Origin of the sequence: Roseivivax isoporae LMG 25204, from assembly GCF_000521865.1 — a bacterium.
Lineage (GTDB): Bacteria > Pseudomonadota > Alphaproteobacteria > Rhodobacterales > Rhodobacteraceae > Roseivivax > Roseivivax isoporae.
Genome location: NZ_JAME01000028.1, coordinates 14,434 through 39,574 on the forward strand (window position 1 = coordinate 14,434; position 25,141 = coordinate 39,574).

23 protein-coding genes and 1 tRNA gene are annotated in these 25,141 nt (G+C 69.9%); 10 read left to right on the top strand and 14 right to left on the bottom strand.

Annotated elements, in window-relative coordinates:
• The first annotated feature begins 90 nt into the window (after positions 1-90).
• Positions 91-834, top strand: a complete 744-nt coding sequence (locus tag RISW2_RS16515; protein ID WP_043773279.1) for a M48 family metallopeptidase — start codon at positions 91-93, stop codon at positions 832-834.
• A gap of 81 nt (positions 835-915) precedes the next feature.
• Positions 916-1,185 carry a DUF6455 family protein gene (locus RISW2_RS16520; RefSeq protein ID WP_043773280.1) on the top strand — a complete coding sequence of 90 codons (270 nt, stop codon included), beginning with the start codon at positions 916-918 and terminating at the stop codon, positions 1,183-1,185.
• Between the two features lie 96 nt (positions 1,186-1,281).
• Here the strand turns inward: RISW2_RS16520 and RISW2_RS16525 are convergent, their stop codons facing one another.
• The gene (locus RISW2_RS16525) at positions 1,282-2,265 is read right to left on the bottom strand and encodes a complex I NDUFA9 subunit family protein (protein ID WP_043773282.1); all 984 of its coding nucleotides are present in this window, start codon (positions 2,263-2,265) and stop codon (positions 1,282-1,284) included.
• A 146-nt stretch (positions 2,266-2,411) separates the two neighbouring features.
• On the opposite strand from RISW2_RS16525, the gene RISW2_RS16530 reads away from it, so the two are divergent.
• Positions 2,412-2,497: transfer RNA gene (locus RISW2_RS16530), tRNA-Leu, on the top strand.
• An 83-nt stretch (positions 2,498-2,580) separates the two neighbouring features.
• Here RISW2_RS16530 and RISW2_RS16535 read toward each other — a convergent pair.
• Positions 2,581-3,531: a LysR substrate-binding domain-containing protein gene (locus tag RISW2_RS16535; protein ID WP_084615450.1), complete on the bottom strand. Its 951-nt coding sequence runs from the start codon at positions 3,529-3,531 to the stop codon at positions 2,581-2,583.
• A 91-nt stretch (positions 3,532-3,622) separates the two neighbouring features.
• On the opposite strand from RISW2_RS16535, the gene RISW2_RS16540 reads away from it, so the two are divergent.
• The 5 genes from RISW2_RS16540 to RISW2_RS23600 all read left to right on the top strand — a co-directional run bounded on the left by RISW2_RS16540 (position 3,623) and on the right by RISW2_RS23600 (position 8,440).
• Entirely contained in the window at positions 3,623-5,029 is a 1,407-nt protein-coding gene (locus tag RISW2_RS16540) for an amidohydrolase family protein (RefSeq protein WP_043773286.1), read from the top strand.
• Positions 5,030-5,041: 12 nt separating this feature from the next.
• Entirely contained in the window at positions 5,042-5,800 is a 759-nt protein-coding gene (locus tag RISW2_RS16545; RefSeq protein WP_043773288.1) for an ABC transporter permease, read from the top strand.
• Positions 5,797-6,624: an ABC transporter ATP-binding protein gene (locus RISW2_RS16550; RefSeq protein WP_244437609.1), complete on the top strand. Its 828-nt coding sequence runs from the start codon at positions 5,797-5,799 to the stop codon at positions 6,622-6,624. The genes RISW2_RS16545 and RISW2_RS16550 overlap by 4 nt, the downstream gene beginning before the upstream one ends.
• Before the next feature lie 30 nt (positions 6,625-6,654).
• Positions 6,655-7,626: an ABC transporter substrate-binding protein gene (locus RISW2_RS16555; protein WP_043773290.1), complete on the top strand. Its 972-nt coding sequence runs from the start codon at positions 6,655-6,657 to the stop codon at positions 7,624-7,626.
• Positions 7,627-7,696: 70 nt separating this feature from the next.
• Complete coding sequence (locus RISW2_RS23600) at positions 7,697-8,440, top strand: sulfite exporter TauE/SafE family protein (protein WP_162164340.1); 744 nt, start codon at positions 7,697-7,699, stop codon at positions 8,438-8,440.
• Positions 8,441-8,483: 43 nt separating this feature from the next.
• Here RISW2_RS23600 and RISW2_RS16565 read toward each other — a convergent pair whose 3' ends face one another.
• The 7 genes from RISW2_RS16565 to RISW2_RS16595 all read right to left on the bottom strand — a co-directional run bounded on the left by RISW2_RS16565 (position 8,484) and on the right by RISW2_RS16595 (position 17,253).
• Positions 8,484-10,529 (bottom strand): ATP-dependent helicase, encoded by a 2,046-nt coding sequence (locus tag RISW2_RS16565; RefSeq protein WP_043773292.1) that lies wholly within the window; start codon positions 10,527-10,529, stop codon positions 8,484-8,486.
• A gap of 77 nt (positions 10,530-10,606) precedes the next feature.
• On the bottom strand, positions 10,607-12,184 hold the full coding sequence (locus RISW2_RS16570; RefSeq protein ID WP_043773294.1) for a ribulokinase: 1,578 nt from the start codon (positions 12,182-12,184) through the stop codon (positions 10,607-10,609).
• Entirely contained in the window at positions 12,181-12,885 is a 705-nt protein-coding gene (araD, locus tag RISW2_RS16575; RefSeq protein WP_156943879.1) for an L-ribulose-5-phosphate 4-epimerase AraD, read from the bottom strand. The genes RISW2_RS16570 and araD overlap by 4 nt, the downstream gene beginning before the upstream one ends.
• Before the next feature lie 60 nt (positions 12,886-12,945).
• Positions 12,946-13,890, bottom strand: coding sequence for an ABC transporter substrate-binding protein (locus tag RISW2_RS16580; protein WP_043773296.1), 945 nt, complete (start codon positions 13,888-13,890; stop codon positions 12,946-12,948).
• 47 nt (positions 13,891-13,937) lie between these two features.
• Positions 13,938-14,921 (bottom strand): ABC transporter permease subunit, encoded by a 984-nt coding sequence (locus RISW2_RS16585; protein WP_043773298.1) that lies wholly within the window; start codon positions 14,919-14,921, stop codon positions 13,938-13,940.
• Entirely contained in the window at positions 14,918-16,456 is a 1,539-nt protein-coding gene (locus tag RISW2_RS16590) for a sugar ABC transporter ATP-binding protein (RefSeq protein ID WP_043773299.1), read from the bottom strand. The genes RISW2_RS16585 and RISW2_RS16590 overlap by 4 nt, the downstream gene beginning before the upstream one ends.
• On the bottom strand, positions 16,456-17,253 hold the full coding sequence (locus tag RISW2_RS16595; protein ID WP_043773301.1) for a DeoR/GlpR family DNA-binding transcription regulator: 798 nt from the start codon (positions 17,251-17,253) through the stop codon (positions 16,456-16,458). The genes RISW2_RS16590 and RISW2_RS16595 overlap by 1 nt, the downstream gene beginning before the upstream one ends.
• Positions 17,254-17,707: 454 nt before the next feature.
• Here RISW2_RS16595 and RISW2_RS16600 point away from each other — a divergent pair, with 454 nt between their 5' ends.
• Positions 17,708-19,060, top strand: coding sequence for a PepSY-associated TM helix domain-containing protein (locus RISW2_RS16600; protein WP_043773303.1), 1,353 nt, complete (start codon positions 17,708-17,710; stop codon positions 19,058-19,060).
• Between the two features lie 48 nt (positions 19,061-19,108).
• Here RISW2_RS16600 and gdhA read toward each other — a convergent pair whose 3' ends face one another.
• Positions 19,109-20,449 carry an NADP-specific glutamate dehydrogenase gene (gene gdhA, locus RISW2_RS16605; protein WP_043773305.1) on the bottom strand — a complete coding sequence of 447 codons (1,341 nt, stop codon included), beginning with the start codon at positions 20,447-20,449 and terminating at the stop codon, positions 19,109-19,111.
• A gap of 126 nt (positions 20,450-20,575) precedes the next feature.
• Between gdhA and RISW2_RS16610 the strand changes: the two genes are divergently transcribed.
• The gene (locus RISW2_RS16610; protein WP_043773307.1) at positions 20,576-21,838 is read left to right on the top strand and encodes a SulP family inorganic anion transporter; all 1,263 of its coding nucleotides are present in this window, start codon (positions 20,576-20,578) and stop codon (positions 21,836-21,838) included.
• Between the two features lie 13 nt (positions 21,839-21,851).
• Here the strand turns inward: RISW2_RS16610 and RISW2_RS24620 are convergent, their stop codons facing one another.
• From RISW2_RS24620 to phnC, 4 genes are read right to left on the bottom strand one after another with little or no spacing between them, the layout of a single operon-like run.
• Positions 21,852-22,760, bottom strand: coding sequence for an HAD-IIA family hydrolase (locus RISW2_RS24620; protein WP_043773309.1), 909 nt, complete (start codon positions 22,758-22,760; stop codon positions 21,852-21,854).
• On the bottom strand, positions 22,757-23,566 hold the full coding sequence (phnE, locus tag RISW2_RS24625) for a phosphonate ABC transporter, permease protein PhnE (protein ID WP_043773311.1): 810 nt from the start codon (positions 23,564-23,566) through the stop codon (positions 22,757-22,759). Before phnE (RISW2_RS24625) ends, RISW2_RS24620 begins: the two co-directional genes overlap by 4 nt.
• Positions 23,563-24,360, bottom strand: a complete 798-nt coding sequence (phnE, locus tag RISW2_RS16625; protein ID WP_043773314.1) for a phosphonate ABC transporter, permease protein PhnE — start codon at positions 24,358-24,360, stop codon at positions 23,563-23,565. The genes phnE (RISW2_RS24625) and phnE (RISW2_RS16625) overlap by 4 nt, the downstream gene beginning before the upstream one ends.
• Complete coding sequence (gene phnC / locus RISW2_RS16630; protein ID WP_043773316.1) at positions 24,357-25,133, bottom strand: phosphonate ABC transporter ATP-binding protein; 777 nt, start codon at positions 25,131-25,133, stop codon at positions 24,357-24,359. The genes phnE (RISW2_RS16625) and phnC overlap by 4 nt, the downstream gene beginning before the upstream one ends.
• Positions 25,134-25,141: the final 8 nt, after the last annotated feature.

Below are 25,141 nucleotides of genomic sequence, written 5' to 3' on the forward strand. Positions count from 1 at the left end.
GCCGATGCCAAGTCACGCAGAAATGGGTGGCCGGTCGGCGGGCGCGCGCTTATTCAGGACATGTCACACTGAAGCGTGCCGGAGTCCTTCATGCGCCGCCTGCTCCCGCTGGTCCTCTGCCTCGGCGCGGCCCTCGCCGCCTGCGCCCCGATCGACGTGTCGCCGGTGCCGCCGGGCAGCGACGTGCCGACCACGGAACCCGGCGGGCCGCTCGTCACCGAGCAGGGAGAGCTACGCAACCGCGCCGAGCGCGCGGCGCGCCAGTTCGTGCAGGTGGTCGATACCGTCGAGCCGGTGGCAGAGGCCGAGTGTCGCCGCGTCGCGTCGAACGCCAACTGCAACTTCATCATCGTGGTCGACGATCGCCCGGGCCAGGCGCCGAACGCGTTCCAGACGCTCGACCGCGCCGGCCGGCCGATCCTCGCCTTCAACCTCGCGCTCATCGCCTCCGTCGACAACGCGGACGAACTGGCCTTCGTCATGGGCCACGAGGCCTCGCACCACATCCTGGGCCACCTCGCGCGGTCGCAGCAGAACGCCGCCGTGGGCGCCGTGATCTTCTCCGGGCTCGCCGCCATGACCGGGGCGGGCCCCGAGAGCGTGCGCTCGGCCGAACAGTTCGGCGCCGCAGTGGGCGCCCGCACCTATTCCAAGGAATTCGAGCTCGAGGCCGATCGTCTGGGCACGATCATCACCGCGCGCTCGGGCTACAACCCGGTGCGCGGCGCCGAGTTCTTCATGCGCATCCCCGACCCCGGGAACCGCTTCCTCGGCACGCACCCGCCCAACGCGCAGCGCATCGAGGTCGTGCGCCGCACCGCCGCGGGTCTCTGATCCCCGATTGATCCAGGTCAAGGCGCGTGGCCCGCGCCTCGCCTATCCTGCCGCTGTCGGATGCCAGCGAGGGAGAATGCGATGCAGGGCCGAGCCACGTTGAAACGTCACGCGGCACTCGTCGACCGGATGGCGACCGCGCTCGGTGTCGACCTCGAGGAGGCGACATTGAGGGGAGAGATGGCGTTCGACGATCTCGCCGACGCGGTCCTGCGCTGCACGGGCTGCGCGGCGCCCTGCGCCTGCGACCGCTGGCTCGACGCGCTGCAGGTTCCGGCGGACGCGCCGCCGGACTTTTGCCGCAACGCGCCGCTGCTGACCGGGCTGGTCGCGGCTGCGCACCGGCGCTAGCCGCCGGTCCGGCGATGCGGCGGGAGCGGGGTGCGCCCGCCGCATCGACTGCGGGCACGACGTGCCCGCGGGCCGGGGCGCACGCGCCCCGGAGCGTCACATGCGGCGCAGGTTGCGCGCGGATTCCTTGATCTCGGAATACTGGCCCGACGGGCGGAACCGCCACAGGTAGTCGGGCAGCACCGCCTCGAGAGACACGGGCTCGATGCCGAGATCGGCAAAGCCCGGATGGGTGCCGCTCACCACGTTGTCGCGCTTGAGGTTCGCCACCTGGTCGCGCGTCAGCGGCGGCAGGATCAGCCCGAAGCTCATCTTCTGCAGCAGCCCGAACGCCCCGCCCATGAGCGACGCCACCGGAAACGGAACGTTCAAGATGAGCTTGCGGCGGCGCACGATGCGCAGCATCTGCTGCATGAGCTCGCGGAACGTGTTCACGTCCGGCCCGCCCAGCTCGTAGATGCCCGGCGCGGCCGTGCCGAGGATGCCCGCGACCGCCGCGCGCGCCACGTCGTCCACGTAGACCGGCTGGAACCGCGTGCCGGCGCCCACGACGGGCAGCACCGGGCCGAGTTTCGTCATCGCCGCGAAACGGTTGAAGAACGCGTCCTCCGGCCCGAAGACGATGGACGGCCGCAGGATCACGGCGCCCGGCATGTGGCGCAGCACGGCCTCCTCGCCGGCGGCCTTGGTGCGGGCATAGGCGCTGCGGGACTCCGCGTCCGCGCCGATGGCCGAGACGTGCACCATGCGCGGCACGCCCACCTCGGCCGCGAGTCGCGCGATGCGCCCGGCCCCCTCGGCCTGCACGGCGTCGAAGGTGTTGCGGCCGATCTCGGTCAGCACGCCCACGCAGTTCACCACCGCGTCCGCGCCGCGCGCCACGTCACGCACGCTGGCATCGTCGCGGATGTTGCAGAAGACGGGCTCGACCTGACCCACGACGCCGTAGGGCCGCACGAAGATCGCGTCGTTCGGCCGGCGGACGGCCACGCGCACGCGCCAGCCCTCCTGCGCCATGCGGCGCGCGATGTAGCGTCCGACGAAGCCGCTGCCGCCGTAGATGGTGACGAGTTTGGACATGCCGATACTCCCTCGCGCGGTGCTCGCGCCCTTCTCTATCGGTGCGGGCCAAGGCGGGCAAGCCGACAGGCCGCCGCACGCGGTTTTCTCCGCGAGGGGCGTTGACACCGCCCGAGCCCGGGTCTAAACGCCCCGTCACGCAACCTGCCCAGGTGGCGGAATGGTAGACGCGCCAGCTTCAGGTGCTGGTGTCCGTATGGACGTGGAGGTTCGAGTCCTCTCCTGGGCACCACTTGCCAATCTCCGAAAATCAGCCGTCCGATCCGCCGCGCATCCCGCGCGTGACGGGCCTGTCCCTCAGGCCGACACAGGCGGCTACGGCGCGGCCGCGCCGTCACGCTCCGCCAGGGCGCGGATCCTGCGGGCGAGGCCGTCGGTGAAGGTGTTGGTGATCCGCGAGGTCGGCCGGTCGAGGGGGCGCAGCAGGTAGATCGTCTGCCAGACCTCCGGCACGAACCGCAGGATGTCGAGTTCGTGGCGGTACCGGCGCGCGGTGATCGCGTCGATCAGCCCGACGCCCACGCCGCGGCGGACGAACCCGCAGACGGATTCGAAGGTCTGCGTCTCGATCGCGGTACCGGGAAAGGCCACGCCGCGCTGGTCGAACCGTTCGGCCAGCTGGATCGTGCTCGGGTGGTTCGCGCTGACGCAGATCAGCGTTTCCGATTGCAGGTCCATCGGCTCGAGCGCGAGCCTGCCCGGCGGCGCCTGGCCGCGCTGGTAGGCGATCATGCAGGGGATGGCGAATTCCTGGACGTCGAGGCTGTGCGTCTCGGCGAGCCGCGTCGAGATCGCGAGGTCGAAGTCGTGGGTCTGCAGCAGGCCGGTCATCATCTCGGACCGCCGCGCCTGCAGGTGGACGCGGACGGCCGGACGGTCGGCGAGGAACGCGCTGAGGACCTCGGGCAGGAAGTCGATGGCGAGGTCCGGGTAGGAGACGATCACCAGATCGCCGCGGCGGTTGTCGCGAATCTGTCGCGCGCGGTGTTTGGTGAGCTCGACGCTTTCCAGCGTGCGCTGCACGTCCGGCATGAGGAACTTCGCCTCGGGCGTCGCCACCAGCCGGCCCTTGACCCGGTCGAACAGCTTGAAGCCCAGCGCGTGTTCGAGATTGGCGATCAGGCTGCTGGCCGAGGGCTGCGCGATTCCCAGCATTTCCGCCGCTTGCGTCACGTTTCCGCACATCATCACGGCACGCAGGCACTCAAGCTGCCGAATATTGATCAAAGTCAAACTCCATAGGTTCAGCCTATGAGTACGGCACATCTTCGTATTATCTTCTATGGCTTCACTTGTCTAGAGTTCCCGCAAGCCGCCGCCCGGCCCCGGGCGGACCCGAGACAAGGACCACGGACCCATGACCGGACTGCCGGAGCTCACCCGAAGACGCAGCTACGCGCTCGCCCCCGACCTCGTCCTGACGCCCGCCGGCGCCCGGGACGGGATGGTGGTGCAGGTCCGCGAGAACCGCATCGCCTTTGTCGGGCCGCGGGCCGAATTCGAGCGGCAGGCGCAGGGCACGCCGATCACCGACATGCCCGACCGCGCCATCGTGCCCGGGTTCATCGACGCCCACACGCATCTCGGCCAGGCCTTCGGCAAGGCCATCACCGGCGGCGAGCCCGCGCAGATCTGGCGCCGCATCTGGGCCCCGATGGAATCGAGCTACGATGCCGACACAGTGCACGTCTCGGCCAAGTGGATGTTCCTCGAGGCGCTGCGCGGCGGCTTCACCGGCATCGTCAACTTCGCCGTCCTCGACGGGGAAAAGGCGGCAGCGCTGCATCAGGCGGCAGAGGATGTGGGCATCCGCCTGGTCTCGGCCACGGGGGGCGCGCTTCCCGTCGACGGACCGCACCGGCCGACCGCCTGCGAGACCGCGAAGGCGATCGATGCCGCCCTGCGGCGCGCCGAGGCGCATATCGACGCCTGCGCGGGACAGCCCCTGATCACGCCCTCGCTCTGCATCCCCGCGGTGCAGAGCGCGCCGGTCGAGATGATCCGCGCGCTGTCCGACTACGCGGCCGAGCGCGGCGTCCTCTTCCAGATCCACACGAACGAGCACCACGTGGAGGTGCACTGGAGCGTCTGCACCTATGGCCGGCGCCCGCTGGAGGTCTTCGCCGAGCATGGCGCGGTCGGGCCGCACACGCTGCACCACCATTGCACCCTCGTCACCGACCACGAGATCGAGATCCTGCGCGAGACCGGGTCAGCCGTCAGCTACAACCCGCTCGCGAGCGCGTGGAAGGGCGACCGGGTCGCCCCTGCTCTGGGCTTTGCCGCCCGCGGCGTGCGCTTCGGCATCGGCACCGACAGCACGCGGTCGGACGCGCTGCGCCTGCTCGAATCCGCCGAGACCGCGCAGCGCCTGTCACAGGGCATGCAGAACGCCGATTTCTCCTGCGGCGCCGCCTGGACATGGATCGACGGCGCGACGCGCGGCAGCGCCGACGCCGCGGGCCTCGCGGGCGTCACCGGACAGATCGTCGCCGGGCAGCGCGCCGATTTCCTCGTGCTCGACCGTCGCCAGCCGGAGGTCACGCCCTCCTGGGATTTCGAGTGGGAACTGGTCCGGCTCTACAACCGCGACCAGATCGACGCGGTTGTGGTCGACGGCCGCTGCATCATGGAGGGATCCCGCCCGGTCGGGTGGGATTCCGAGGAATTCCTGAAGTCCAACCGGAAACGCGCGCAGGACGCGGTCAGCGCTGCGCCGATCATCCGGTGTCACGGCCGTTCGGCCGATTTCCGGTACAGATGAAAGGACGTCACGATGGATTCTCATCTCAAGAAATACGGCCAGCTGATCATCTCGCTCTCGGGCGTGGTCGCGGTCTGGTGGCTGGTCTCGGGTCTGGGGCTCGTGAACCAGAACCTCTTTCCCACGCCGCCGCAGGTGCTTGCCGCCGCGGTCGAGCTCTACCGCGACGGGGTCCTGATCAGCGACCTGCAGATCTCGCTCAAGCGCGCGGCCATCGGTTTCACCATCGGCGCGACGCTGGGGGTCCTCGTGGGGCTGCTCACCGCGCGGGTCTTCGCGGTATCGCTGCTGCTCGAGCCGTTCCTGACGCTCCTGAGGCCCATCCCGGCCATCGCGCTCGTGCCGATTGCCATCGTCTGGTTCGGCATCGGCGAGGGATCGAAGTACTTCGTGATCGCCTACACCGTGTTCCTCGCCGTCTGGCTCAACACGCATGCCGGCGCCTCGAGCGTCGCCAGCACCTACATCCGGGCGGCGCGCTCGCTCGGGGCGAACCGGTTCCGCGAGTTCTTCGAGGTGGTCGTTCCGGCCGCGGCCCCGCACATCGTCGTGGGCCTGCGCCTCGGGGCCGCGCTGGCGTTCCTCAGCCTCGTCGCGGCGGAACTGAGCGGCGCGTCGTCCGGCATCGGCTTCCGGCTGCAGGACGCGCGGCAATTCATCCAGACCGACCGCATGTTCGTCGGGCTCATCCAGCTCGGCATCCTCGGAGCCCTGCTCGATTCGGTCTTCGTCCTCATCAGCCGCCGGCTGGTCCATTGGGAGAGCGCATGATGCAAGCCGCACTGAACCTCGTCGTGGAACCCCACAGCATGCCCCGCACCGAACTCGGCCGGATCGACGTCGAAGGCGCCGCGGTCTCCTTCAAGGGCCCGAAGGGCAAGCGGATCGAGGCGCTCGCACCGACCGACCTCGTGATCGAACCAGGCTCCTTCGTCTCGCTGATCGGCCCTTCGGGCTGCGGCAAGTCCACCCTCCTGAACGCGGTCGGTGGCTTCGTCCCGCTCTCCGAGGGCACGATCCGGCTGGACGGAGAGCCCGTGACGGGCATCAACCCGGATGTCGGGGTCGTCTTCCAGCAATACGCGCTGTTTCCCTGGTTCACCGCGCTGGGCAACGTGATGTTCGCGCTGAAGCGCTTCCGGCTCTCCAAGGAGGAACGGCGGGACCGCGCCATGGCGGCCCTGAAGGAAGTCGGGCTCGAGGGACGCGAGGCCAACTACCCGGGCCAGCTGTCCGGCGGCATGCGCCAGCGGGTCGCGCTGGCCAGGACCTTCGTGACCTCGCCCAAGGTCCTCCTGATGGACGAACCCTTCGGCGCGCTCGACGCGCAGACGCGGGTCGTGATGCACGAGATCCTCCTCAGGGTCTGGGAGGCGCACAAGGCGACCGTGATCTTCGTCACCCACGACGTCGACGAGGCGCTGATCCTGTCCGACCGGGCGCACATCATGAGCGCGGGCCCCGGGCGCATCATAGAGACGATGGAAATCACCGATGACCGGCCGCGCCGCGCCCACCAGGTGACGGAAAGCTTCCTGCGCAACCGCAACCACATCATCGGATTGCTGCGCCAGCCCGGCGCGGACGACCACTGAAAACAAGAAAGAACCAACAGGAGATCAGACATGCACCATGGCTTCAGAACCATGTTCCTCGCGGGCGGCATTGCCGTGCTGGCGCAGGGCACCACCGCACAGGAAACCGAGATCACGTTCGGCGGCGGCGCCTATCTCGACATCCCGCAGCTCGCCGTCGCGATGGACCGGGAACTCTTCGCCGAGAAGGGTCTCGACGTGAACGTCATCCCGTTCCAGTCCGGCCGCTCGGCGTTCGAGGCGCTGCTCGGCGGCCAGCTCGACGTCGCCGTGATGGCCGAGTTTCCCGCCGTGATCGGGGCCATGCGCGACCAGGCGTTCAAGGTCATAGCCGACCTGTCGCGCTACCAGGCCACGCGCATCATCCATGCCGGCGACCCGGAGATCGACAGCGTCGAGAAGCTGGCCGGCAAGCCGATCGGCGTGACCGCCGGCACCAACGTGCACTTCTGGCTCGAGAACGAACTGAAGGCCGCCGGCATCGAGGCCGAGATCGTCTCGGTCGGCCCGCCCGACATCGTGCCGGCCCTCGCCCGCGGCGACATCTTCGCCGGCGCGATGTTCCCGTCCTTCTACGGTGGCGCCCAGAAGACGCTGGGCGAGGCCTACCGCGAGATCCCGATCTCGAGCTACGACACGCATTTCATCCTCGTGGCCACGCAGGAGATCATCGACGAGAACCCCGACGCCGTCACCGCGGTGCTGGATGCGCTGATCGCGGCGGAGGACATCGTGGTCTCGGACCCGGCAGCGTCGCACGAGGCGGTGTCCCGCGTCCTGGGCGGCACCCTCGACACGGACGAGATCGCGGCCGCCTCGGCAAGCTACACCTTCGAGATCGGGCTCGACGACGCGCTCGTCGACCTGATGGTCGAGCAGGGCGTCTGGATCAACGCCCGCGGCTCGATCAAGGGCGACGTGCCCACCCGCGACTCGATCGGCGCCTATGTCGACGACAGCTTCCTGTCGGCCCTCGCGCCCGAACGGGTGACGCTGGACTGAACGGCGCACCCCGCCCCCCCGCATCCGGCCGGATCATGCCCGTGGTCCGGCCGTTTTCATGGAGACCCAGATGGACCCGGCGCTTCTGACCCTGCTCTGCCTCGCCGTCTTCGGCGCGGCCATGCTGCAGGCGGCCACCGGGATCGGGTACGGCGTCATCGCCGGCCCGATCTTCCTCGTGGCGCTGAACGGCACCGAGGCCATCCAGATCAGTGCCCTGCACAACCTCGCCATCGCCCTCGTCCTGGCGCCGAGCCTGCGCGGCGCAATGGACCGGACGGTCCTGACCCGGCTGATAGCGGGCGGCGTCGTCGGGATCACGGCGGGGCTGGTCCTGCAGACCTGGCTGAGCGTCGCCGCCCTGAAGCTCTGCGCCGCCGCGATGGTGGCATTCGTGGCCGCGACGCTCCTCCTCGACATGCGCAGGGGCCGCGGGGCGGCATCCGGAATGCCGCCGGCGGCGGGCGAGACCGGACTGGTCGGCACCCTCGCGGGGGTCATGGGCGGCGTGCTCGCCATGCCCGGCCCCCTGGCCGCGACCTGGATGTCGGTGCGGGGTTTCGACAGGGGCACCGTCCGCGCCACGATCCTCGCCTTCTTCGTCTTCGCCTACGGCGCCAACGTGGCGAGCTACGCGCTCCTGACAGGCTTCGGCACCGTGTCCCTGAGGCTGGCGGCATGGCTCCTGCCGGCACTCGCCCTCGGGATCGCGGCGGGCGTGGGCCTGTCGGGACGGCTGAGCGAGACGCTCTTCCGCAAGGTCCTGCTGGGGGTGCTCGCGACGACCGTGGCGCTGCTGCTCGTCAGCATCTGACCCGAGCGGGCCCGAGTGGTGCGCGCAGGACGATGCCCGCGCCTCACTCGGCCCACATGTTCCGCATCTGCGCGCCGATGTCGATCGGCGCCGGCGCGGGCCGGGCGGGCTGTCCAGCCTGCAGCGGCGACCAGTGAGTCACCTCGAAATGCGACAGGATGGCCTGAGGGACGAAACGGGTGCGCAGGGCGTAGATGTGCCGGTCGCCGTTGCGGGTCTGGTTCGTGACGTAGAACCGCTGCGGCACGCCGAGCGACAGATGGTCCTTCGCCCGGGTCATCGCCACGTAGAGAAGGCGGCGTTCCTCCTCGATCTCGTCGGTGGTGCCGGTCCCGAGATCCGAGGGAATGCAGCCGTCCACGCAGTTCAGCACGTGGACCGAGCGCCATTCCTGCCCCTTGGCGGAATGGATCGTCGACAGGATCAGGTAGTCCTCGTCCTTGAGCGGCACGCCGGGCTGGTCGCTCGTCGCGTCCGGCGGATCGAGCGTCAGCTCGGTCAGGAAGGCGTTGGCCGACCCGTAGCCGGTCGCGATCTGCTCGAGCTGCGCGAGGTCAGCGCGCCGCGCCTCGGCATCCTCGTGCAGGCGCTCGAGATGCGGATCGTACCAGGCGCGGGCAAGCCCGAGCGCGGCGGGCCAGGGTGCCGCCGTCGTCATCGCCGCGACGAAGGCGCCCCACGCGTCGCCGGCGCGGGGCGGCGGGGCGACGTCGTGCAGGGCGGCCAGCGGGTCGGCGGCGAGGTCGAGCGCGTCGAGCACCCGCCCCGCGGCCTTGGGGCCCACGCCGGGCACGAGCTGCAGCACCCGAAACCCCGCGACCCGGTCGCGCGGGTTCAGGCCGAGCCGCAGGAACGCCAGGAGGTCCTTCACGTGCGCGCTGTCGAGGAACTTGAGCCCGCCGAATTTCACGTAGGGCACGTTGCGCCGGGTCAGCTCGGCCTCGAGCTGCGCGGAATGGCTCGAGGTGCGGAAGAGGACCGCCTGGTCCCTGAGCCGGAGGCCCGTCTCGCGGTCCTCGAGCACACGGTCGACGATGTGCCGCGCCTGGTCGGCCTCGGTCGCGTAGGTGACGAGCCGCGGCTTGCGGTCCGAGGCCCGGTCGGTCCAGAGGTCCTTGGTGAATCGCTCCCGCGCCTCGCCGATGACCGCGTTCGCCGCTGCGAGGATCGGCCCGGTCGAGCGGTAGTTGCGGTCGAGCGTGATGATCTCGGCCGGCGGCGTGAAACCCTGCGGGAAGTCGAGGATGTTGCGCACCGTGGCCGCCCGGAAGGCGTAGATCGACTGCGCGTCGTCGCCGACCACGGTCAGGCCGCGCCCGTCGGGCTTCAGCGCCCGGAGGATGCGCGCCTGCAGCCGGTTCGTGTCCTGGTACTCGTCGATCAGCACGTGGTCCCACGCGGCGCCCACATGCGCGGCGAAGTCCGGGTGCGCCATGACCTGCGCCCAGGCGAGCAGCAGGTCGTCGTAATCGAGCACGTTCTGCGCCTGCTTCGCCGAGACATAGGCGGCGAAGAGCTGCCGGAGCTCGGTCTCCCACGCGGCCGCCCAAGGGAAATGGTCGCGCAGCACGTGGCCGAGCGGAACCTCGGAGTTCACGGTTCGCGAATAGATCGCAAGGCAGGTGCCCTTGGTCGGAAAGCGGCTGTCCGTGCGCGACAGGCCGAGCCCGTGCCGGCAGAGGTTCATCAGGTCCGCGCTGTCCTCGCGGTCATGGATCGAGAAGTCGGGGGCGAGGCCGATGGCGGTCGCGTTCTCCCGCAGGATTCGCGCGCCGATTCCGTGGAACGTCCCCGCCCAGAGCAGCGCCTCGGCCGCGATTCCGGTGCCGAGTGCCTGCGCGGTGATCCGCTCCACCCGCCGGGTCAGTTCCGTCGCGGCTCGGCGCGAGAAGGTCATGAGCAGGATGCGGCGCGGGTCCGCGCCCGTGACGATCAGGTGCGCCACGCGGTGCGCGAGGGTGCTGGTCTTGCCCGACCCCGCGCCCGCGATGACGAGAAGCGGCGGCGCCGGCGCGGCCCCCTCCGCGCCGAAGGTTGCCGCCGCGCGCTGGTTCGCGTTGAGCTTGTCCAGGTAATCCGCTGCCACCATGTCCTGCCCCCTTCGGTCGCGCCTGCCTCCTTCTAACCGAACGAGAACATCTTGGGAACAAGGCGCGGCCGTCGCGGTCAGGCGGCGGCGCCCGTGCGGTAGCGGCGGAGCGTCGGCAGGACGCGCCCGAGGTCGACCGGGCGCCCCTCGCCGAAGCCGAAATAGAGGTCGGAGAAGAGCTCGAAGAGCGCGGCATAGGCCGCGTGGCGCTCGGGATCGCTGCGGTAGACCGTCAGCCGCGGGCTGAGACGCGACTGCGCGTCCTTCACCGACGGGAATGCCCCGGCCGCGACGGACGCGAAGATGCAGGCGCCGATGCCGGTCGAGGGATGTTCCGGAACGTAGACGTCGGTGCCGATGACATCCGAATAGACCTGGTTCAGCAGCGGGTTCTTGGGCGGGATGCCGCCCCCGTTGATGATCCGTGCCGCCTCGAGCCCGCCTGCACGCATCCGCTCCGTGATGACCCGGACATGCATCGCCATGCCCTCGATCGCGGCGTGCAGCTCGTGCTCCGGACGGTGGCCCAGGTCCCAGCCGAGCGTGACGCCGCCGAGGTCCGGCCGGACGAGCACCGTGCGGTCGCCGTTGTCCCAGACGAGCCGCAGGAGGCCGCTCGCCCCCGGCGCGGGCGTCCCCACCTTCTGCATCAGCGTCGCGACGTCGGTGCCCGCCCGCGCGGCGATGGCCGAGAAGATGTCGCCGGTCGCGGATTGCCCGGCCTCGACGCCCATGGCGCCCGGAACGACGCTGCCCGGGACCGCGCCGCAGATGCCGGGCACCGCCTCCATGTCCGGCGGGCCCTCGGCGATGATGCAGGTCGAGGTGCCGACCACGTTCACGATGTCGCCCTGCCGGCAGCCCGCGGCGATCGCGTCCCAGTGCGAATCGAAGGCGCCGAAAGGCAGCGGGATGCCCGCCCGGAGTCCCAGCCGTTCGGCCCAGTCGGGCGACAGGTGGCCCGCGATCTCGGTCGCGGTTCCGAACCGTCCGCCCATGCGCGCGACCCAGCCGTCGAGCAGCGGATCGACCCGACTCAGGAAGTCCTGCGGCGGGTAGCCGCCCCACCGTTCGCCCCACATCCACTTGTGGCCCATGGCGCAGACCGAGCGCGGGACCTCGCGCGGGTCGGTGATGCCGCAGAGCGTCGCGACGAGCATGTCGCAATGTTCGAGCGCCGTCGCCGCGCGGTCGCGCAGGCCGGGATTGTGCCGCAGGAAGTGCAGGAGCTTGGCGAAGCCCCATTCGTGCGAATAGACGCCGCCGCACCAGCGGATCGCCTCGATCCCGTCGGCATGGGCCGCCTCGGTGATCTCGGCGGCCTCGCGCGCGGCGCGGTGGTCGCACCACAGGTAGTAGTCGTCGATCGGTGTGAGCGTCTCGTCGACGACGACGACGCTCGAGCCGGTCGTGTCCGCCGCGAAGGCGGCGATCTCGGTCCCGTCGATGCCCGCGTCGGCGATCGCCGAACGCATCGCCGAGGTCAGGGCCTCCATGTGGTCCGAATGCGCCTGCTGCGCGAGGTGCGGATCGCTGTCCGAACGTTTCAGCGGGTATTCCGCGACCGCCGTCGCCACGACGCGCGCCGCGTCGGTGTCCATGATGGTCACGCGGACGCTGAGGGTCCCGAAATCGGCTCCGGCAACGAGGGTCATCGGGTGGCTCCGGTCTGTCCGTAGGTGGCGTGGGCGCCGTGCTTGCGCAGGAAATGGCGGTCGAGCAGCGCGTCCGGAATGGCCGGCAGCGCCGGCCGCAGCATCATCGAGGACCACGCCATGCGCGCGACCTCCTCGAGGATGAGGGCGTTGAGCGCCGCGTCCTGCGGGGTGCGGCCCCAGACGAAGGGCCCGTGCGAGGCGACGAGGGCCGCGGGAACCTCGAGCGGGTCGCGGTCCCCGATGACCTCGACGATCGCGTCGCCGGTGGCGGCGACGTAGCGGTCGCGGATTTCCTCCTCGCTCAGGTGGCGGGTCACGGGCACGGCGCCGCGGAAATAGTCGGCATGGGTCGTGCCGAGCGGCGGGATCGGCACAAGCGCCTGCGCGAAGATCGTGGCATAGGTCGAATGGGTGTGGATGACCGCGCCGATCTCGGGAAATGCCCGGTAGAGCACGAGATGCGTGTCGAGGTCCGAGGACGGCTTCATCCGGTTGTCGATCAGCGCCCCGTCGAGCGACACCGCGACGATCTGGTCGGGCGTCATCTCGTTGTAGGGCACGCCGCTGGGCTTGATCGCGACGGTGCCGCTGTCGCGGTCGATCCCGCTGGCATTGCCGAAGGTCGCGGTGACGAGGCCGCTTCTGACGGTGGCGAGGTTTGCCTCCAGCACGGCGGATTTGAGCGCGTCGAGCAGCATGTCGGTCCTTGGGTCAATGTGGCGGGTGGCGCGCCGCCGGGGCGGCGCGCCGAGCGTGGCTCAACGGGCGGCGGTCCAGCCCTGGTACTCGCCGACGTTCTCCGAGGTGATCAGCTCGGGTTCGAGCAGCACGGTGTCCTCCTCGAGCGTGTTGCCCTGGAAGATCTCGTAGGCCATCTCCATGGACTGCGCGGCCATGGTGTAGGGGTCCTGCGAGGCCGACGCCTTGATCAGGCTGTTGCCGCTCGCGAGTGCCTCCTCGACGTCAGGCGCACCGTCGACGCCGGTGATGATGAACTCGCTGCGGTTCAGCTGCTGTGCCGCGAGCGCCGCCCCGAGCGCGGTCGGGTCGTTGACCGCGAAGACGCCGTCGATCTTGTCGAACCGGGTGAGCAGGCCCTGCATGACCTGCAGCCCGCCCTCGCGCGACGCCTGGCCGTTCTGGTCGTCGGAGAGCACGTTGATGCCCTCGTTCGCCTCGAAGACCTCGGAGCAGCCGGCCGCGCGGTCGATGATCGAGGACGATTGCGGCCCGTTGATCAGCACCACGTCGCCCTCGCCGCCCAGCTGGTCGACGATGTACTGGCACGCCTTGCGGCCGGCGGCGACGTTGTCGGTCATCACGGTGACCTCGGCGCCCGGCGCCGACACGTCGAACGCCGCGACGACGATGCCGGCGTTCTTGGCCCGCGCGACCGCCGGCTCGATGGCCGCCGCGTCGACCGCGTTCAGCATGATGATGTCGACGCCCGACGCGATGAAGTTGTCGATCTGGCTCGCCTGCTTGTTCAGGTCGTAATCGGCCGAGACCGAGGTGATCTGCACGTCGGGATTGATCTCGCGGGCAGCGTCCTCGATGCCCTTGATGGTCGCGACGAAGAACGGGTTGCCGAGCAGGCCGACCGAGATGCCGACGCTCTGCAGTTCCTTGTCCTGGGCAGCGGCGCCCGTCGCGAGCCCGAGGGCGAGCGCGGTGCCGGTGAGAAGTCTCTTCAGGTCACGCATGAAATCCTCCTGTTGATGCGTATGGTTCCGTGTGCGCGGGCCCGGGGTCAGGTCCGCGCGCCCCCCTTGATGCGGTAGCGGTCGAGCGCCACCGCGAGGATGATGACGAGGCCCTTGATGATGAACTGCCAGATGTCCGACACGCCGGTCAGGATCAGGCCGTTCGACAGGACCGCGATGATGAGAGCGCCGATGAGAGTGCCCCAGATGGAGCCCACGCCGCCGACCAGGCTCGTGCCGCCGAGGATCACCGCCGCGATCGCGTCGAGCTCGTAGGCCTGGCCCAGCTGCAGGCCGTTCGCCGCGTAGAGCCGCGAGGCCGACATGACGCCGCCGAGGCCCGACATGAGGCCCGACATGCCGTAGACGAACAGCAGGACGAGCGTGACCTTGATGCCGGTCAGGCGCGCCGCCTCGCGGTTGCCCCCCACGGCATAGATCCACGTGCCGAGCACCGTGCCCCGCAGGATGCCCCACGACAGCAGGATCACGGCGATCGCGATGATCGCGAGCCACGGCACGCCGAAAAGGCTGCCATTGCCGATCACCGCGAAGGGCAGGTCCGAGTTGAAGACGGTGGTGTCCCCGCCCATCAGCCGCGCCACCCCGCGGACCGCCGTCAGCGAGCCCAGTGTCACGATGAAGGGCGGCAACCCGAGAAAGGCGATGATCGCCCCGTTGGCGATGCCGAAGACCAGGCCCATCAGCATCCCGAGCGGCACGCCGAGCCAGCCCAGACCCTGCCAGAGCGAGGCGATCACCGCCGCCATCGCCGACGCGGCGAGGATCGAGCCCACCGACAGGTCGATGCCGCCCGTCAGGATGACGAAGGTCATGCCCGCGGCCAGCACGATGTTGATGGATGCCTGCTGCATGACGATGGAGATGTTGTTCACCGACAGGAACTTGCCGGTCATGAGCTCGAACCCGAGGGCGAGCAGGATCAGCACCGGCAACATGCCGAGCGCCATGATCATCGTCTTGAACTGCTCGCGTCGGGCCGTGGCGGTGCGGGAGGCTGCGTCGGTCACTGGACGGTCTCCCGGGCAACGCCGCCGGCCGATCCGGTCGAATAGGCCATGATGTCCTCCTGGCGGATTGGGCTTTCTGGGCCGGCGGTGCATTCGCCGGCGATGTATCCCTCGCGCATGACGAGGCAGCGGTCCGCCACGCCGATGATCTCGGGCAGTTCGCTCGAGACCATGACGATGGCGAGACCCTCCTGCGCGAGGCGGTCGATCAGGCGGTAGAGCTCGGATTTCGCGCCGACATCGACGCCGCGGGTGGGCTCGTCGAGCAGCAGCACCCGCGGATTTACCTCGAGCAGCCGCGCGATCAGCGCCTTCTGCTGGTTGCCGCCCGACAGCGCGCCCACCGTCTGGCGCACCGAGGGCGTGCGGATGCCGAGCGTCTCGACGGCGCTGCGCGCCCGTGCACGCGCCTTTGCCACGTCGATCCGGCCGAGACTGCGGGCGTCGCGCTCCGCCACCGCCATGCTGATGTTGTCGCGGATCGTCATGTCGAGGAAGAGGCCGAGGCCCTTCCGGTCCTCTGTCAGGTAGGCGATCCCGGCATCGAGCGCGTGCCGCGGCGATGCCGGCGTGACGTCGGTGCCCTCGAGCATCACGCGGCCCGTCGCGCGCGGGTCGGCACCGAAGATGAGACGCAGGAGCTCGGTCCGCCCGGACCCGACGAGCCCCGCGATCCCCAGGACCTCGCCGCGGTGCACCTCGAAGGAGCACCCGGTCACGAACTGCCCGTCGCCCAGGTTCTCGACCGTCATGACCACGTCGCGGGCGCCCTTGGTCGGGGTGTGGTCCTTCTTGTAGAACGACGACACGTCGCGGCCCACCATCATGCGCACGAGCGTCTCGGCATCGAGCGCGTCGCGCTCGAGCGTGCCGACATAGCTGCCGTCGCGCAGCACCGAGCAGCGATCGGACAGCCGGTAGATCTCGTCCATCCGGTGCGAGATGTAGATCACCGCGATACCTTCCGCCTTGAGGCCCGCGATCACGCCGAACAGCTTTTCGGTCTCGCGGCTGGACAGCGACGTGGTCGGCTCGTCCATCACGATGATGCGCGCGTTGACCGACATGGCGCGCGCGATCTCCACGAGCTGGCGTTCCCCGAGCGACAGGCGCGAGACCAGCGTCGAGGGCCGGAATTCCACGCCGAGCCGGTCGAGGATCGCCTGCGTGCGCCGGCGCATCTCCGCGCGGTTCACGACCCCGCGCCGCGCGATCTCCTCCCCGAGGAAGATGTTCTGCGCCACGGTGAGGTTCGGCGCCAGCGACAGCTCCTGGTAGATCACCGCGATGCCGAACTGCTTTGCCACCTTGGGCTTGCCGAAGGGCAGCGGCGTCCCGGCAACGGTGATCTCCCCGCCGCGGTCGGGCACGTGGGCGCCCGAAAGGATCTTCATCAGCGTCGACTTGCCCGCGCCGTTCTCGCCCATGAGCGCGTGCACCTCGCCCGGGTAGACGGTCAGGGACACGTCGTGCAGCGCGCGGACCGGGCCGAACGTCTTGGATATGCCGGACATCTTCAGGACGGGTTCGGTCATCAGCCAGCCTTCTCCCTTGTTCCGCCCGAAACCGGCGCGGTCGTGAAGGCGACGCCCTGGTCCTCGAGCATCCGGGCGTGGACATCGCTCAGCCCGTCGTCGGTGATGATGCGCGCGATCCGCTGCAGCGGCAGGGCGACCTTGGGCGCGCGTTCCTCGAACTTGCGGCTGTCCACGAGCAGCACGACCTCGTTCACCACCTCGGCGAAGTCCTGCACGAACTTCACCAGGAGCGGGTGGCTCTCGAGGCAGCCGCGGCTGTCCACGCCGAGCGCGCCCACGAAGAACTGCGAGGCGAAGAAATTGGGCGCGACCGGCGCGCTGGCATTGCACAGGATGCCCGGCTCGCGGTGCAGGTCGCCGCCGCCCACGGTCAGCTGGCACGTCCCGTATTCGGCGAGATAGCCGGCGAGCGGCATGGAATGGGTGAGCACGCGCACGTTGCGGTCGGCGATCTCCACGCCAAAATGGAAACAGGTCGACCCGCCGTGCACCACGATGATCGACCCGTCCCGCACGAGCCGCGCCGCCTCGCGGCCGATCGACCGCTTGGCGTCGACCGCGATGTCGCGGTTGTCGCTGAAGGGCAGCGCGATGGCCGCGCGCCGCCGCGAGGCGCCGCTCGCGATGATGCCGCCGTAGACCTTTTTTGCGAATCCGAGCTCGTCGAGCTTGTCGATGTCGCGCCGGACCGTCGCCGGCGACACGCCCAGATAGGCGACGAGATCGTTCACAGACAGGAACGGCTGGTCCAGCAGCAGGCTGCGAATCTCGCTATGGCGATTTTCTTCGCTCATGAATCCCCCCAGATTGAGCGATTGCGCTCAAACTGTCTCATGACGTGACGACTTGCAATCACAAACTGCGGGCGCCCCGTCAAGCCGGCAGATAACCGACTGGCGTCGCTCGACTTTTCAAAGAGGGCCGGGGTGCGAAAGGACACTTCGCCGGGACCGGTGCCCTGCCCCGCGGACGCGCCCTCGCGCCGTTTCGAGGCCGGGGATTCGCGCCGCCGCACCACGCCTGATTTCCGACTGCGCGCGCCGGCGCCGCCGAGGCGGCGCCGTGGCACCCTGCGGCCGGTCGACCGCCGCGGGACGCCGCCCGCATGACGGGAAAAAATCCGTCCTCCACGCGCCGGCTGAAACCGGCAGGCCCGTCTGCTCCGTTTCTTCGGGCGCACGGACAGCGACTACCGCTGCGGCCGGGACGGGCGCGGCGCTCACGACAACAGCATTCGGAACAGGTTCCATGTCTCACGCAGCGATCCGCGAGGCCGGCACGTCCGCCCTCTATCGCGCCGTCTGGCGCTGGCACTTCTACGCGGGGCTCATCGTCCTGCCCTTCGTCATCCTCATCGCGATCACCGGCGCGATCTACCTCTTCAAGGACGAATACACCCTCGCCGCACAATCCGACCTGCGCATCGTCGCGCCCCGGGACAGCGCGCAGCGCCCGCCCTCGGCGATCACCGCCGCGGCGCTCGAGGCCCATCCCGGCACGCTCAAGGTCTACACGCCCGCGGCCGGGCCCGACCGGGCGGCGGAGGTCAGGATCACGCGCGAGGACGGCACGCGCGACATCGTCTTCGTCAATCCCTACGACGCCACCGTTCTCGGCACCGCATGGGACGCGGGCGCGTCCGGGTCGCCGGCGATGCACGTGGTGCGCAAGCTGCACTCGCTCGAATACGTGGGCTGGTGGGGCAACCGGATCATCGAGGCGGTCGCGGGCTGGATGGTGCTTCTTGTCGCGACGGGCATCTACCTCTGGTGGCCGCGCGGGCGGAACGTGGGTGTGGTCGCGCCGCGTCGCACCACCGGCCGGCCCTGGTGGCGCGACATCCACGCGGTGACGGGCCTCTACACCGCGGGCTTCATCGTCTTCCTCGCGCTCACCGGCCTTCCGTGGTCGGGCATCTGGGGATCGAAGTTCTACGACCTGTCCTACGCGGCCGGGATCGGCATGCCGGACGGCTACTGGTCGGACTACCCGACCTCGACCGTGCCGACAGGCGAGGCGCTCGACCGCAGCCCGTGGATCCTCGAGAAGCAGCCGATGCCGGTCTCGGGCGCCTCCCGGGGCGTGCCCGCGGCGATCGACGCGGTCGTCGCGATTGTCGAGGACGCGGGCATCCACCCGGGCTACGCGCTCGACATGCCGTCGGGACCGACGGGTGTCTTCACCGCCTCCGTCTATCCGCACGACATCGGCCAGGAACGGGTGATCCACCTCGACCAGTATACCGGCGAGATCCTCTTCGACATGGGCATCGACGATCTCGGGGCGCTCGGCTGGGCGGCGGAATGGGGAGTGGCCATCCACATGGGGCAGGCCTTCGGCGTCGCCAACCAGGTGGTGCTGGCGGTCGCCTGCCTCGCCATGGTGCTGCTGTCGGTCTCGGCGGTGGTGATGTGGTGGAAACGCCGCCCGGCGCGCGGGCTCGGCGCGCCGACCGTGCCGGCCGACTGGCGCATCCCGCGCGGCATCCTGGTGATCGCGGTCGCGGCGGGCGTCTTCTTCCCGCTGGTCGGCCTGTCGCTCCTCGTGGTGGCCGCGATCGAGCTGGCACTCTTCGGCGCCCGCCGCCTGCGCGCGGCCTGACCGGCCCGGAACCGGCGGCGCCGCGCGAGGCGTCGCCGGCCCGGCGGCTCAGATCGCGCCCATTGCGGTGATCGCGTCCGCCACCTTGCGGAAGCCCGCGATGTTGGCACCCCGGCTGTAATCGGGACGGTCGCCATCGCGGCCTTCCTCCAGCGTCACCGCGTGGATGCGGCGCATGATCTCGCGCAGGTCGGCGTCGACCTCGGCCGCGCTGGCCGGCCGGCGGTGGCTGTTCTGGCTCATCTCGAGCCCCGACACCGCCACGCCGCCGGCATTGGTGGCCTTGCCGGGCGCGTAGACGATGCCCGACCGCCCGATCACGTCCGCGGCCTCGGGCGTCAGCGGCATGTTCGCGCCTTCCGCCACGATGCGGGTGCCGCCGTCGACGAGCGCCTGTGCCATGTCGCCGTCGATCTCGTTCTGGGTGGCACAGGGCAGCGCGATCTCCGCCTCCTCTGTCCACGGCATGGCCCCCTCGGCGAAGGTCAGACCGAGGTCGCGGGGCGGGGACGAGATGTCCTCGCCCGCGGCCTTGCGCGCCCGCACCCAGTCGACCGCATGCGCGCTGAAGCCGTCGGGCGCGCGCAGCGTCCCCGACGTGTCCGACAGCGTCACGACCCTGGCGCCGAGCGCCGCGGCCTTGAGCGCGGCATGCGTCGCGACATTCCCCTTGCCCGAGATCGCCACGCGCTTGCCCTCGAGATCCTCGCGCCGCTCGGCCAGCATCGCCTCGACGAAGTAGACGAGCCCGTAGCCCGTGGCCTGCGTCCGCACGGCGGAGCCGCCGAAGGACTGCCCCTTGCCGGTGAGCGCGCCCGCGAACGCGCCCGCGTGCAGCTTGTAGGCCGCGAAGAGCCAGCCGATCTCACGCGTGCCGACGTTGATGTCGCCGGCCGGGATGTCGCGGTTCGGCCCGATGAAGGGCGCGAGGTGCAGCATGAACGACTGGCAGAACCGCATGATCTCGGCGTCGCTGCGGCCTCGCGGGTCGAAGTCGCTGCCCCCCTTGGCCCCTCCCAGCGGCAATCCGGTGAGCGCGTTCTTGAACACCTGCTCGAAGCCCAGGAACTTCAGCACCGACGGCGTGACCGAGGGATGGAAGCGCAGCCCGCCCTTGTAGGGCCCGATGGCGTTCGAATACTGCACGCGCCAGCCGCGGTTGACCTCGACCTCGCCCGCATCGTCCTGCCAGGTGACGCGGAAGCTCACGATCCGGTCGGGCTCCGTCAGCCGCTCGAGCACCTTGGCGGCGGCATAATCCGCATGCGCCTTCTCGATGGTGATGACGTCGCGGGTGACGTGCTCCACCGCCTGATGGAATTCCGTCTCGCCGGGCGTCCGGTCCCTGAGCCGGTCCATGAATTCGTCGGTAAGGCGGTCGCGGCGCATGTCTTCTCCTCGTGACGGACGGGATGGCCCGGAAACAGGTGCCGCGACCTAGGTTCGCGCCCCGCGCGATCAAGTCGCCCCTCGGGGCCAGATGACAGACGTGCCGCGCGCGCCTACCGTCGCGCCATGAGACCCAAGATTCTCGCCACGCTGCCGGGCTACACGCCCGCCCTGTTCCTGCAGGACGCCGCTGCCGGCGTCACGGTCGCGCTGGTGGCACTCCCCCTCAGCCTCGCCATCGCGATCGCCTCGGGTGCGGCACCGGCAACGGGCCTCGTGACCGCGGTGGTGGCGGGGTTCCTCGTCTCGCTCCTCGGCGGCAGCCGGGTGCAGATCGGTGGACCGACCGGCGCCTTCATCGTGGTGGTGTTCGGCATCATCGCCGCGCACGGACACGACGGGCTCGTCATCGCGACCTTCATGGCGGGTCTCATCCTCCTCGTCGCGGCGATGTTCCGGGCGGGCAACCTCATCCGGCTGGTGCCCGAGCCGGTCATCAACGGGTTCACCATCGGGATCGCGATCATCATCGCGGCAAGCCAGGTGCGTGACGCGCTGGGGCTCGCGGTGGCCAGCGTGCCGGCCGATTTCGTCGAGAAGGTCGCGGTGCTCTGGGCGGCACGGGCGAGCGTGTCGCCGTGGGCCGCGCTGGTGTGCCTCGGCACGATGGCGCTGATCGTGCTCTTCCGGCGCGCGGCGCCTCGGCTGCCCGGGCTGATCGTGGCGGTCGGCGCGACCTCGGCGCTGGCGGCGCTCGCGGATCTGCCCGTCGACACGATCGAGGCGCGGTTCGGCGCGCTGCCCGCGACGCTGCCGATGCCCGCCCTGCCCGATCTCGGGTTCGCCCGGATGGTGGAGCTTCTGCCCGCGGCGCTGGTCATCGCGTTCCTCGCGGGGGTCGAATCGCTCCTGTCCGCCATGGTCGCCGACCGCATGATCGACGATCGTCACCGCCCCAACGCGGAGCTTCTGGCGCAAGGAACCGCCAATCTCGGCTCGGCACTGTTCGGCGGGCTGCCCGCGACGGGCGCCATCGCGCGGACGGCCACCAACATCCGCGCGGGCGGTCGGACGCCGGTCGCGGGCATGGTGCACGCGCTCGCGGTGCTCGCCATCATGCTCGTGGCCGCGCCGCTGGTCGGGCACATGGCGATGCCGGCGCTTGCGGGCCTCCTGCTGCTGACCGCGTGGAACATGAGCGAGCCGCACCGCTGGCGCGGCTACCTGGCAGAGCGTCCCTCGGACCTGGCGCTGCTCGGGATCACGCTGGTCCTGACCGTGCTCGTCGACCTGACGGTGGCGATCGCGGTCGGCGCGGGCCTCGGCCTTGCCCTGCGGCTGAGGCGCCGCGGCGTGGCCCACGCGGACTGGTCCGAACCCGACCGCTGAGGGTGGCGCAGGCTCAGATGTGGTCGATCACGTGGTCGGGCACGATGCCCGAGCGGGCGATGGCATCCCGGACGTCGAGCCCCGCGAGCGATCCGTGGCCGGTCACGAGCGCGGTGTCAAAGCCCATGTGCCGCCCGCCCAGAACGTCGGTGTGCAGCGTGTCGCCCACCATGAGGACCCGCGCCGGATCGACCGAGCGGCGCGCGAGCGCGAGCCGGAAGATCTCCGGGAAGGGCTTGCCGAGGAACCGCGGCACGACGCCGGTGCGGTCCGTCAGGCGGTGCGCGAACTGCCCGGGCTCCCGTGACAGCCCGTCCTCGCGCGGGGCGACCAGGTCTGGATTGCCGACGAGGACGGGCCGCGGCCGGTCCCGCAGCGCCGCCTCGAGCAGAGCCTGCCGCGCCTCGGTCCAGCCGTCCGACCCCACGAGCAGGAACCCCTCCGCCGCGTCGTAGGCCGCGCGGTCGTCGTCGAGGAATGTCAGCGCGAGGTGCTCGAGTTCGGCGCGCCCGGTGCCCGGGTTCAGCATGATCCCCCAGCGCCGCCGCGGCTCGTGCGCGAGATGCGCGAGCAGCGCCTCGCGGCTCGTCACCACCTCTCCGGGCGCGAAGTCGAAGCCCATGCGGGCATAGCGCGCCATCATGCGGGCCTTGGGGTAGCCGGCCGAGTTCGACACGACCGCCACCGCCTTGCCCGCCGCGCGGAGCGCCGCGATGCGGTCGACCGCGCCGGGGATCGGCGTCTCGCCCACGTTCAGCACGCCGTAGGCGTCGAGCAGGATCAGCTCGTACGGCCCCGCCACCGCACCGAGATCCGGGGCCGCCCGCCAGCGGTCGGGAAAGGTCGCCCGCGGCAGCCGCGTGCGCACCGCCAGGTAGCCCTCGAACGCGCGGGCCGGGTCGGTGAGCGTCGCGACGTTCACAGGATGCGGCGGCGCAGGAAGGCCGAGACGATTTCGCCCAGGATGACGAGCACGAGGATCGCCAGCAGCACCGTCGCGGCCTCGGGCCAGTTGAACGTGTCGATGGCGCCCTGGAGAATGATGCCGATCCCGCCCGCTCCGACGAGACCCAGCACGGTCGATTCGCGCAGGTTGATGTCCCAGCGCAGGATCGCCACCGCCCAGAAGGTCGGCATGACCTGCGGTACGATGGCGTAGACGATCACCTTGAAGCGCGATGCGCCGGTGGCCTCGAGCGCCTCGACCGGCCGGCGGTCGATCTCCTCGATGGCCTCGCCCAGGAGCTTGCCGATGAAGCCGATGGAGCGGAACATGATCGCCACGATCCCCGCGACAACGCCCGGCCCGAAGATGGCGACGAAGAGCAGCGCCCAGATGATCGTGTTGACCGACCGCGAGGTCACGAGGATCAGCCGGCCGAGCCAGAGCGTCGCCCGGTTGGGCGTCGTGTTCTGCGCCGCGAGATAGGCGACCGGCAGCGACATGAGCACCGCGAAGGCGGTGGCGAAGGTGGCGATGTTCACCGTCTCCCACAGCACGCGCAGGATGGTGGCGAGGTTCGTGGTGTCGGGCGGATACATCCGTTCGAACAGGTCGCCCATCTGGCCGGGGGAGTCCCAGACCCAGGCCCAGACCACCTCGATCGAGGTGATCGACCACGCGATGGCCAGCGCGCAGACCGCGAAGATCGCGAAGCGCTGCCATTTCTGCCGGGACGAGAAACGGCTCCAGTCCTCGCGGCCGAATTGTTCGGAAATGCTGGTCATCCGATCCGCTTCCTGATCTGGCCGCTGATCCCCTCGGAGATCAGGATCACCCCGACGATCACCATGGTGATGGCGAGGGCGAAGTCGTAATCGTAGCGCCCGAAGGCGTTGGCGAGGGTCGCGCCGATGCCGCCGGCGCCGACGATGCCCACCACCGCCGAGGCGCGCAGGTTGCTGTCGAGCTGGTAGATCGTGAGACCGATCTGCCGCGGCATGATCTGCGGAAAGATCGCGTAGACCATGGTCGACAGGAACGGCGCGCCCGCCGCCCGCATCGCCTCGACCTGGCCGAAGTCGATCTCCTCGATCCGCTCGGCCAGCATCTTGGCGACGAAGCCGATGGAGTAGACGACCAGCGTCAGCACGCCCGCGAAGGGCCCGAAGCCCACCGCCTTCACGAAGATGATCGCCACGATCACCGGATGGAAGCTGCGCGCCACGATGATAACGAAGCGCCCGAGATAGTAGATGGGCAGCGGCGCCACGTTGCGCGCGGCCATGAACGCGATCGGAATGGACAGGAGCACGCCGCCGGTCGTGGCGAGGATGGCGATCTTGAGGCTCTCGAGGAAGCCGTCGATCAGGAGGCCGCTGCGCTCGAAGCTCGGCGGGAAGGCCCCGCCGAAGATGCGGCCCGCGCGGCCCACGCCCTCGGCGACCCGGCCCCAGTCGATGGGCAGCGTCGCGCCCACCCAGGCGAAGTAAAGGATCGCGCCCACGTAGACCGACCAGCGCAGGACGGGGTTCGCGATGAAGGGTGGCTTCTGCCAGGTGTCCCGCGTCTCGCCACTCATGACGCCTGCCTCAGGTCTTCGCTGCGGTCGGCATGCGGGCTGCCGGAATAGATCCGGTCCATCGCCTCCTTGTCGAGGCTCGCGGGCCGGTCGTCGAAGATGATGCGGCCATAGCGCATGCCGACGATCCGGTCAGTGTATTCCTTGGCCTCGGTCACGTTGTGGATGTTGATGAGCACCGGCAGCTTCAGCTCGCCCGCGAGGTCGCGCAGAAGGCCCATGATCTGCTCGGAGGTCTTGGGGTCGAGCGAGGCGGTGGGCTCGTCGGCGAGCAGGATCTCGGGGTTCTGCATCAGCGCCCGCACGACGCCCACGCGCTGGCGCTCGCCGCCCGACAGCTGGTCGGCGCGGGTATTGGCGTAGTGCGCGATGCCCACCCTCTCCATCAGCTCGTAGGCGCGGCGGATGTCCTCTTTGGGATAGCGCCGCATGACCGCCGCCCAGGTCGAGATGTAGCCGAGCCGCCCGGACTGCACGTTCTCCATCACCGTCAGCCGGTCCACGAGATTGAACCCCTGGAAGACCATGCCGATCTTGCGCCGCGCCGCGCGCAGGGACCGCCCGCGCAGCCTGGTGAGTTCGGTGCCGTTCAGCTCGATCGAGCCCGAACTGGGCTCCACCAGGCGATTGATGCAGCGCAGGAGCGTCGACTTCCCGGCCCCGGAGGAGCCGATGATCGACACCACGCTTTCGCCCTCGATGGTGAGGTCGAGGTTCTTGAGGACGGGGTCGCCGCCGCCGTAGCGTTTGACGAGGTCGGTGATCTTCAGCATGGGATGCT

Coding starts and splice junctions, on each gene's coding strand:
- RISW2_RS16515 (WP_043773279.1), top strand. CDS start 91: ATGCGCCGCCTGCTCCCGCTGGTCCTCTGCCTCGGCGCGGCCCTCGCC.
- RISW2_RS16520 (WP_043773280.1), top strand. CDS start 916: ATGCAGGGCCGAGCCACGTTGAAACGTCACGCGGCACTCGTCGACCGG.
- RISW2_RS16525 (WP_043773282.1), bottom strand. CDS start 2,265: ATGTCCAAACTCGTCACCATCTACGGCGGCAGCGGCTTCGTCGGACGC.
- RISW2_RS16535 (WP_084615450.1), bottom strand. CDS start 3,531: ATGTGCCGTACTCATAGGCTGAACCTATGGAGTTTGACTTTGATCAAT.
- RISW2_RS16540 (WP_043773286.1), top strand. CDS start 3,623: ATGACCGGACTGCCGGAGCTCACCCGAAGACGCAGCTACGCGCTCGCC.
- RISW2_RS16545 (WP_043773288.1), top strand. CDS start 5,042: ATGGATTCTCATCTCAAGAAATACGGCCAGCTGATCATCTCGCTCTCG.
- RISW2_RS16550 (WP_244437609.1), top strand. CDS start 5,797: ATGATGCAAGCCGCACTGAACCTCGTCGTGGAACCCCACAGCATGCCC.
- RISW2_RS16555 (WP_043773290.1), top strand. CDS start 6,655: ATGCACCATGGCTTCAGAACCATGTTCCTCGCGGGCGGCATTGCCGTG.
- RISW2_RS23600 (WP_162164340.1), top strand. CDS start 7,697: ATGGACCCGGCGCTTCTGACCCTGCTCTGCCTCGCCGTCTTCGGCGCG.
- RISW2_RS16565 (WP_043773292.1), bottom strand. CDS start 10,529: ATGGTGGCAGCGGATTACCTGGACAAGCTCAACGCGAACCAGCGCGCG.
- RISW2_RS16570 (WP_043773294.1), bottom strand. CDS start 12,184: ATGACCCTCGTTGCCGGAGCCGATTTCGGGACCCTCAGCGTCCGCGTG.
- araD (WP_156943879.1), bottom strand. CDS start 12,885: ATGCTGCTCGACGCGCTCAAATCCGCCGTGCTGGAGGCAAACCTCGCC.
- RISW2_RS16580 (WP_043773296.1), bottom strand. CDS start 13,890: ATGCGTGACCTGAAGAGACTTCTCACCGGCACCGCGCTCGCCCTCGGG.
- RISW2_RS16590 (WP_043773299.1), bottom strand. CDS start 16,456: ATGACCGAACCCGTCCTGAAGATGTCCGGCATATCCAAGACGTTCGGC.
- RISW2_RS16595 (WP_043773301.1), bottom strand. CDS start 17,253: ATGAGCGAAGAAAATCGCCATAGCGAGATTCGCAGCCTGCTGCTGGAC.
- RISW2_RS16600 (WP_043773303.1), top strand. CDS start 17,708: ATGTCTCACGCAGCGATCCGCGAGGCCGGCACGTCCGCCCTCTATCGC.
- gdhA (WP_043773305.1), bottom strand. CDS start 20,449: ATGCGCCGCGACCGCCTTACCGACGAATTCATGGACCGGCTCAGGGAC.
- RISW2_RS16610 (WP_043773307.1), top strand. CDS start 20,576: ATGAGACCCAAGATTCTCGCCACGCTGCCGGGCTACACGCCCGCCCTG.
- phnE (WP_043773311.1), bottom strand. CDS start 23,566: ATGACCAGCATTTCCGAACAATTCGGCCGCGAGGACTGGAGCCGTTTC.
- phnE (WP_043773314.1), bottom strand. CDS start 24,360: ATGAGTGGCGAGACGCGGGACACCTGGCAGAAGCCACCCTTCATCGCG.
- phnC (WP_043773316.1), bottom strand. CDS start 25,133: ATGCTGAAGATCACCGACCTCGTCAAACGCTACGGCGGCGGCGACCCC.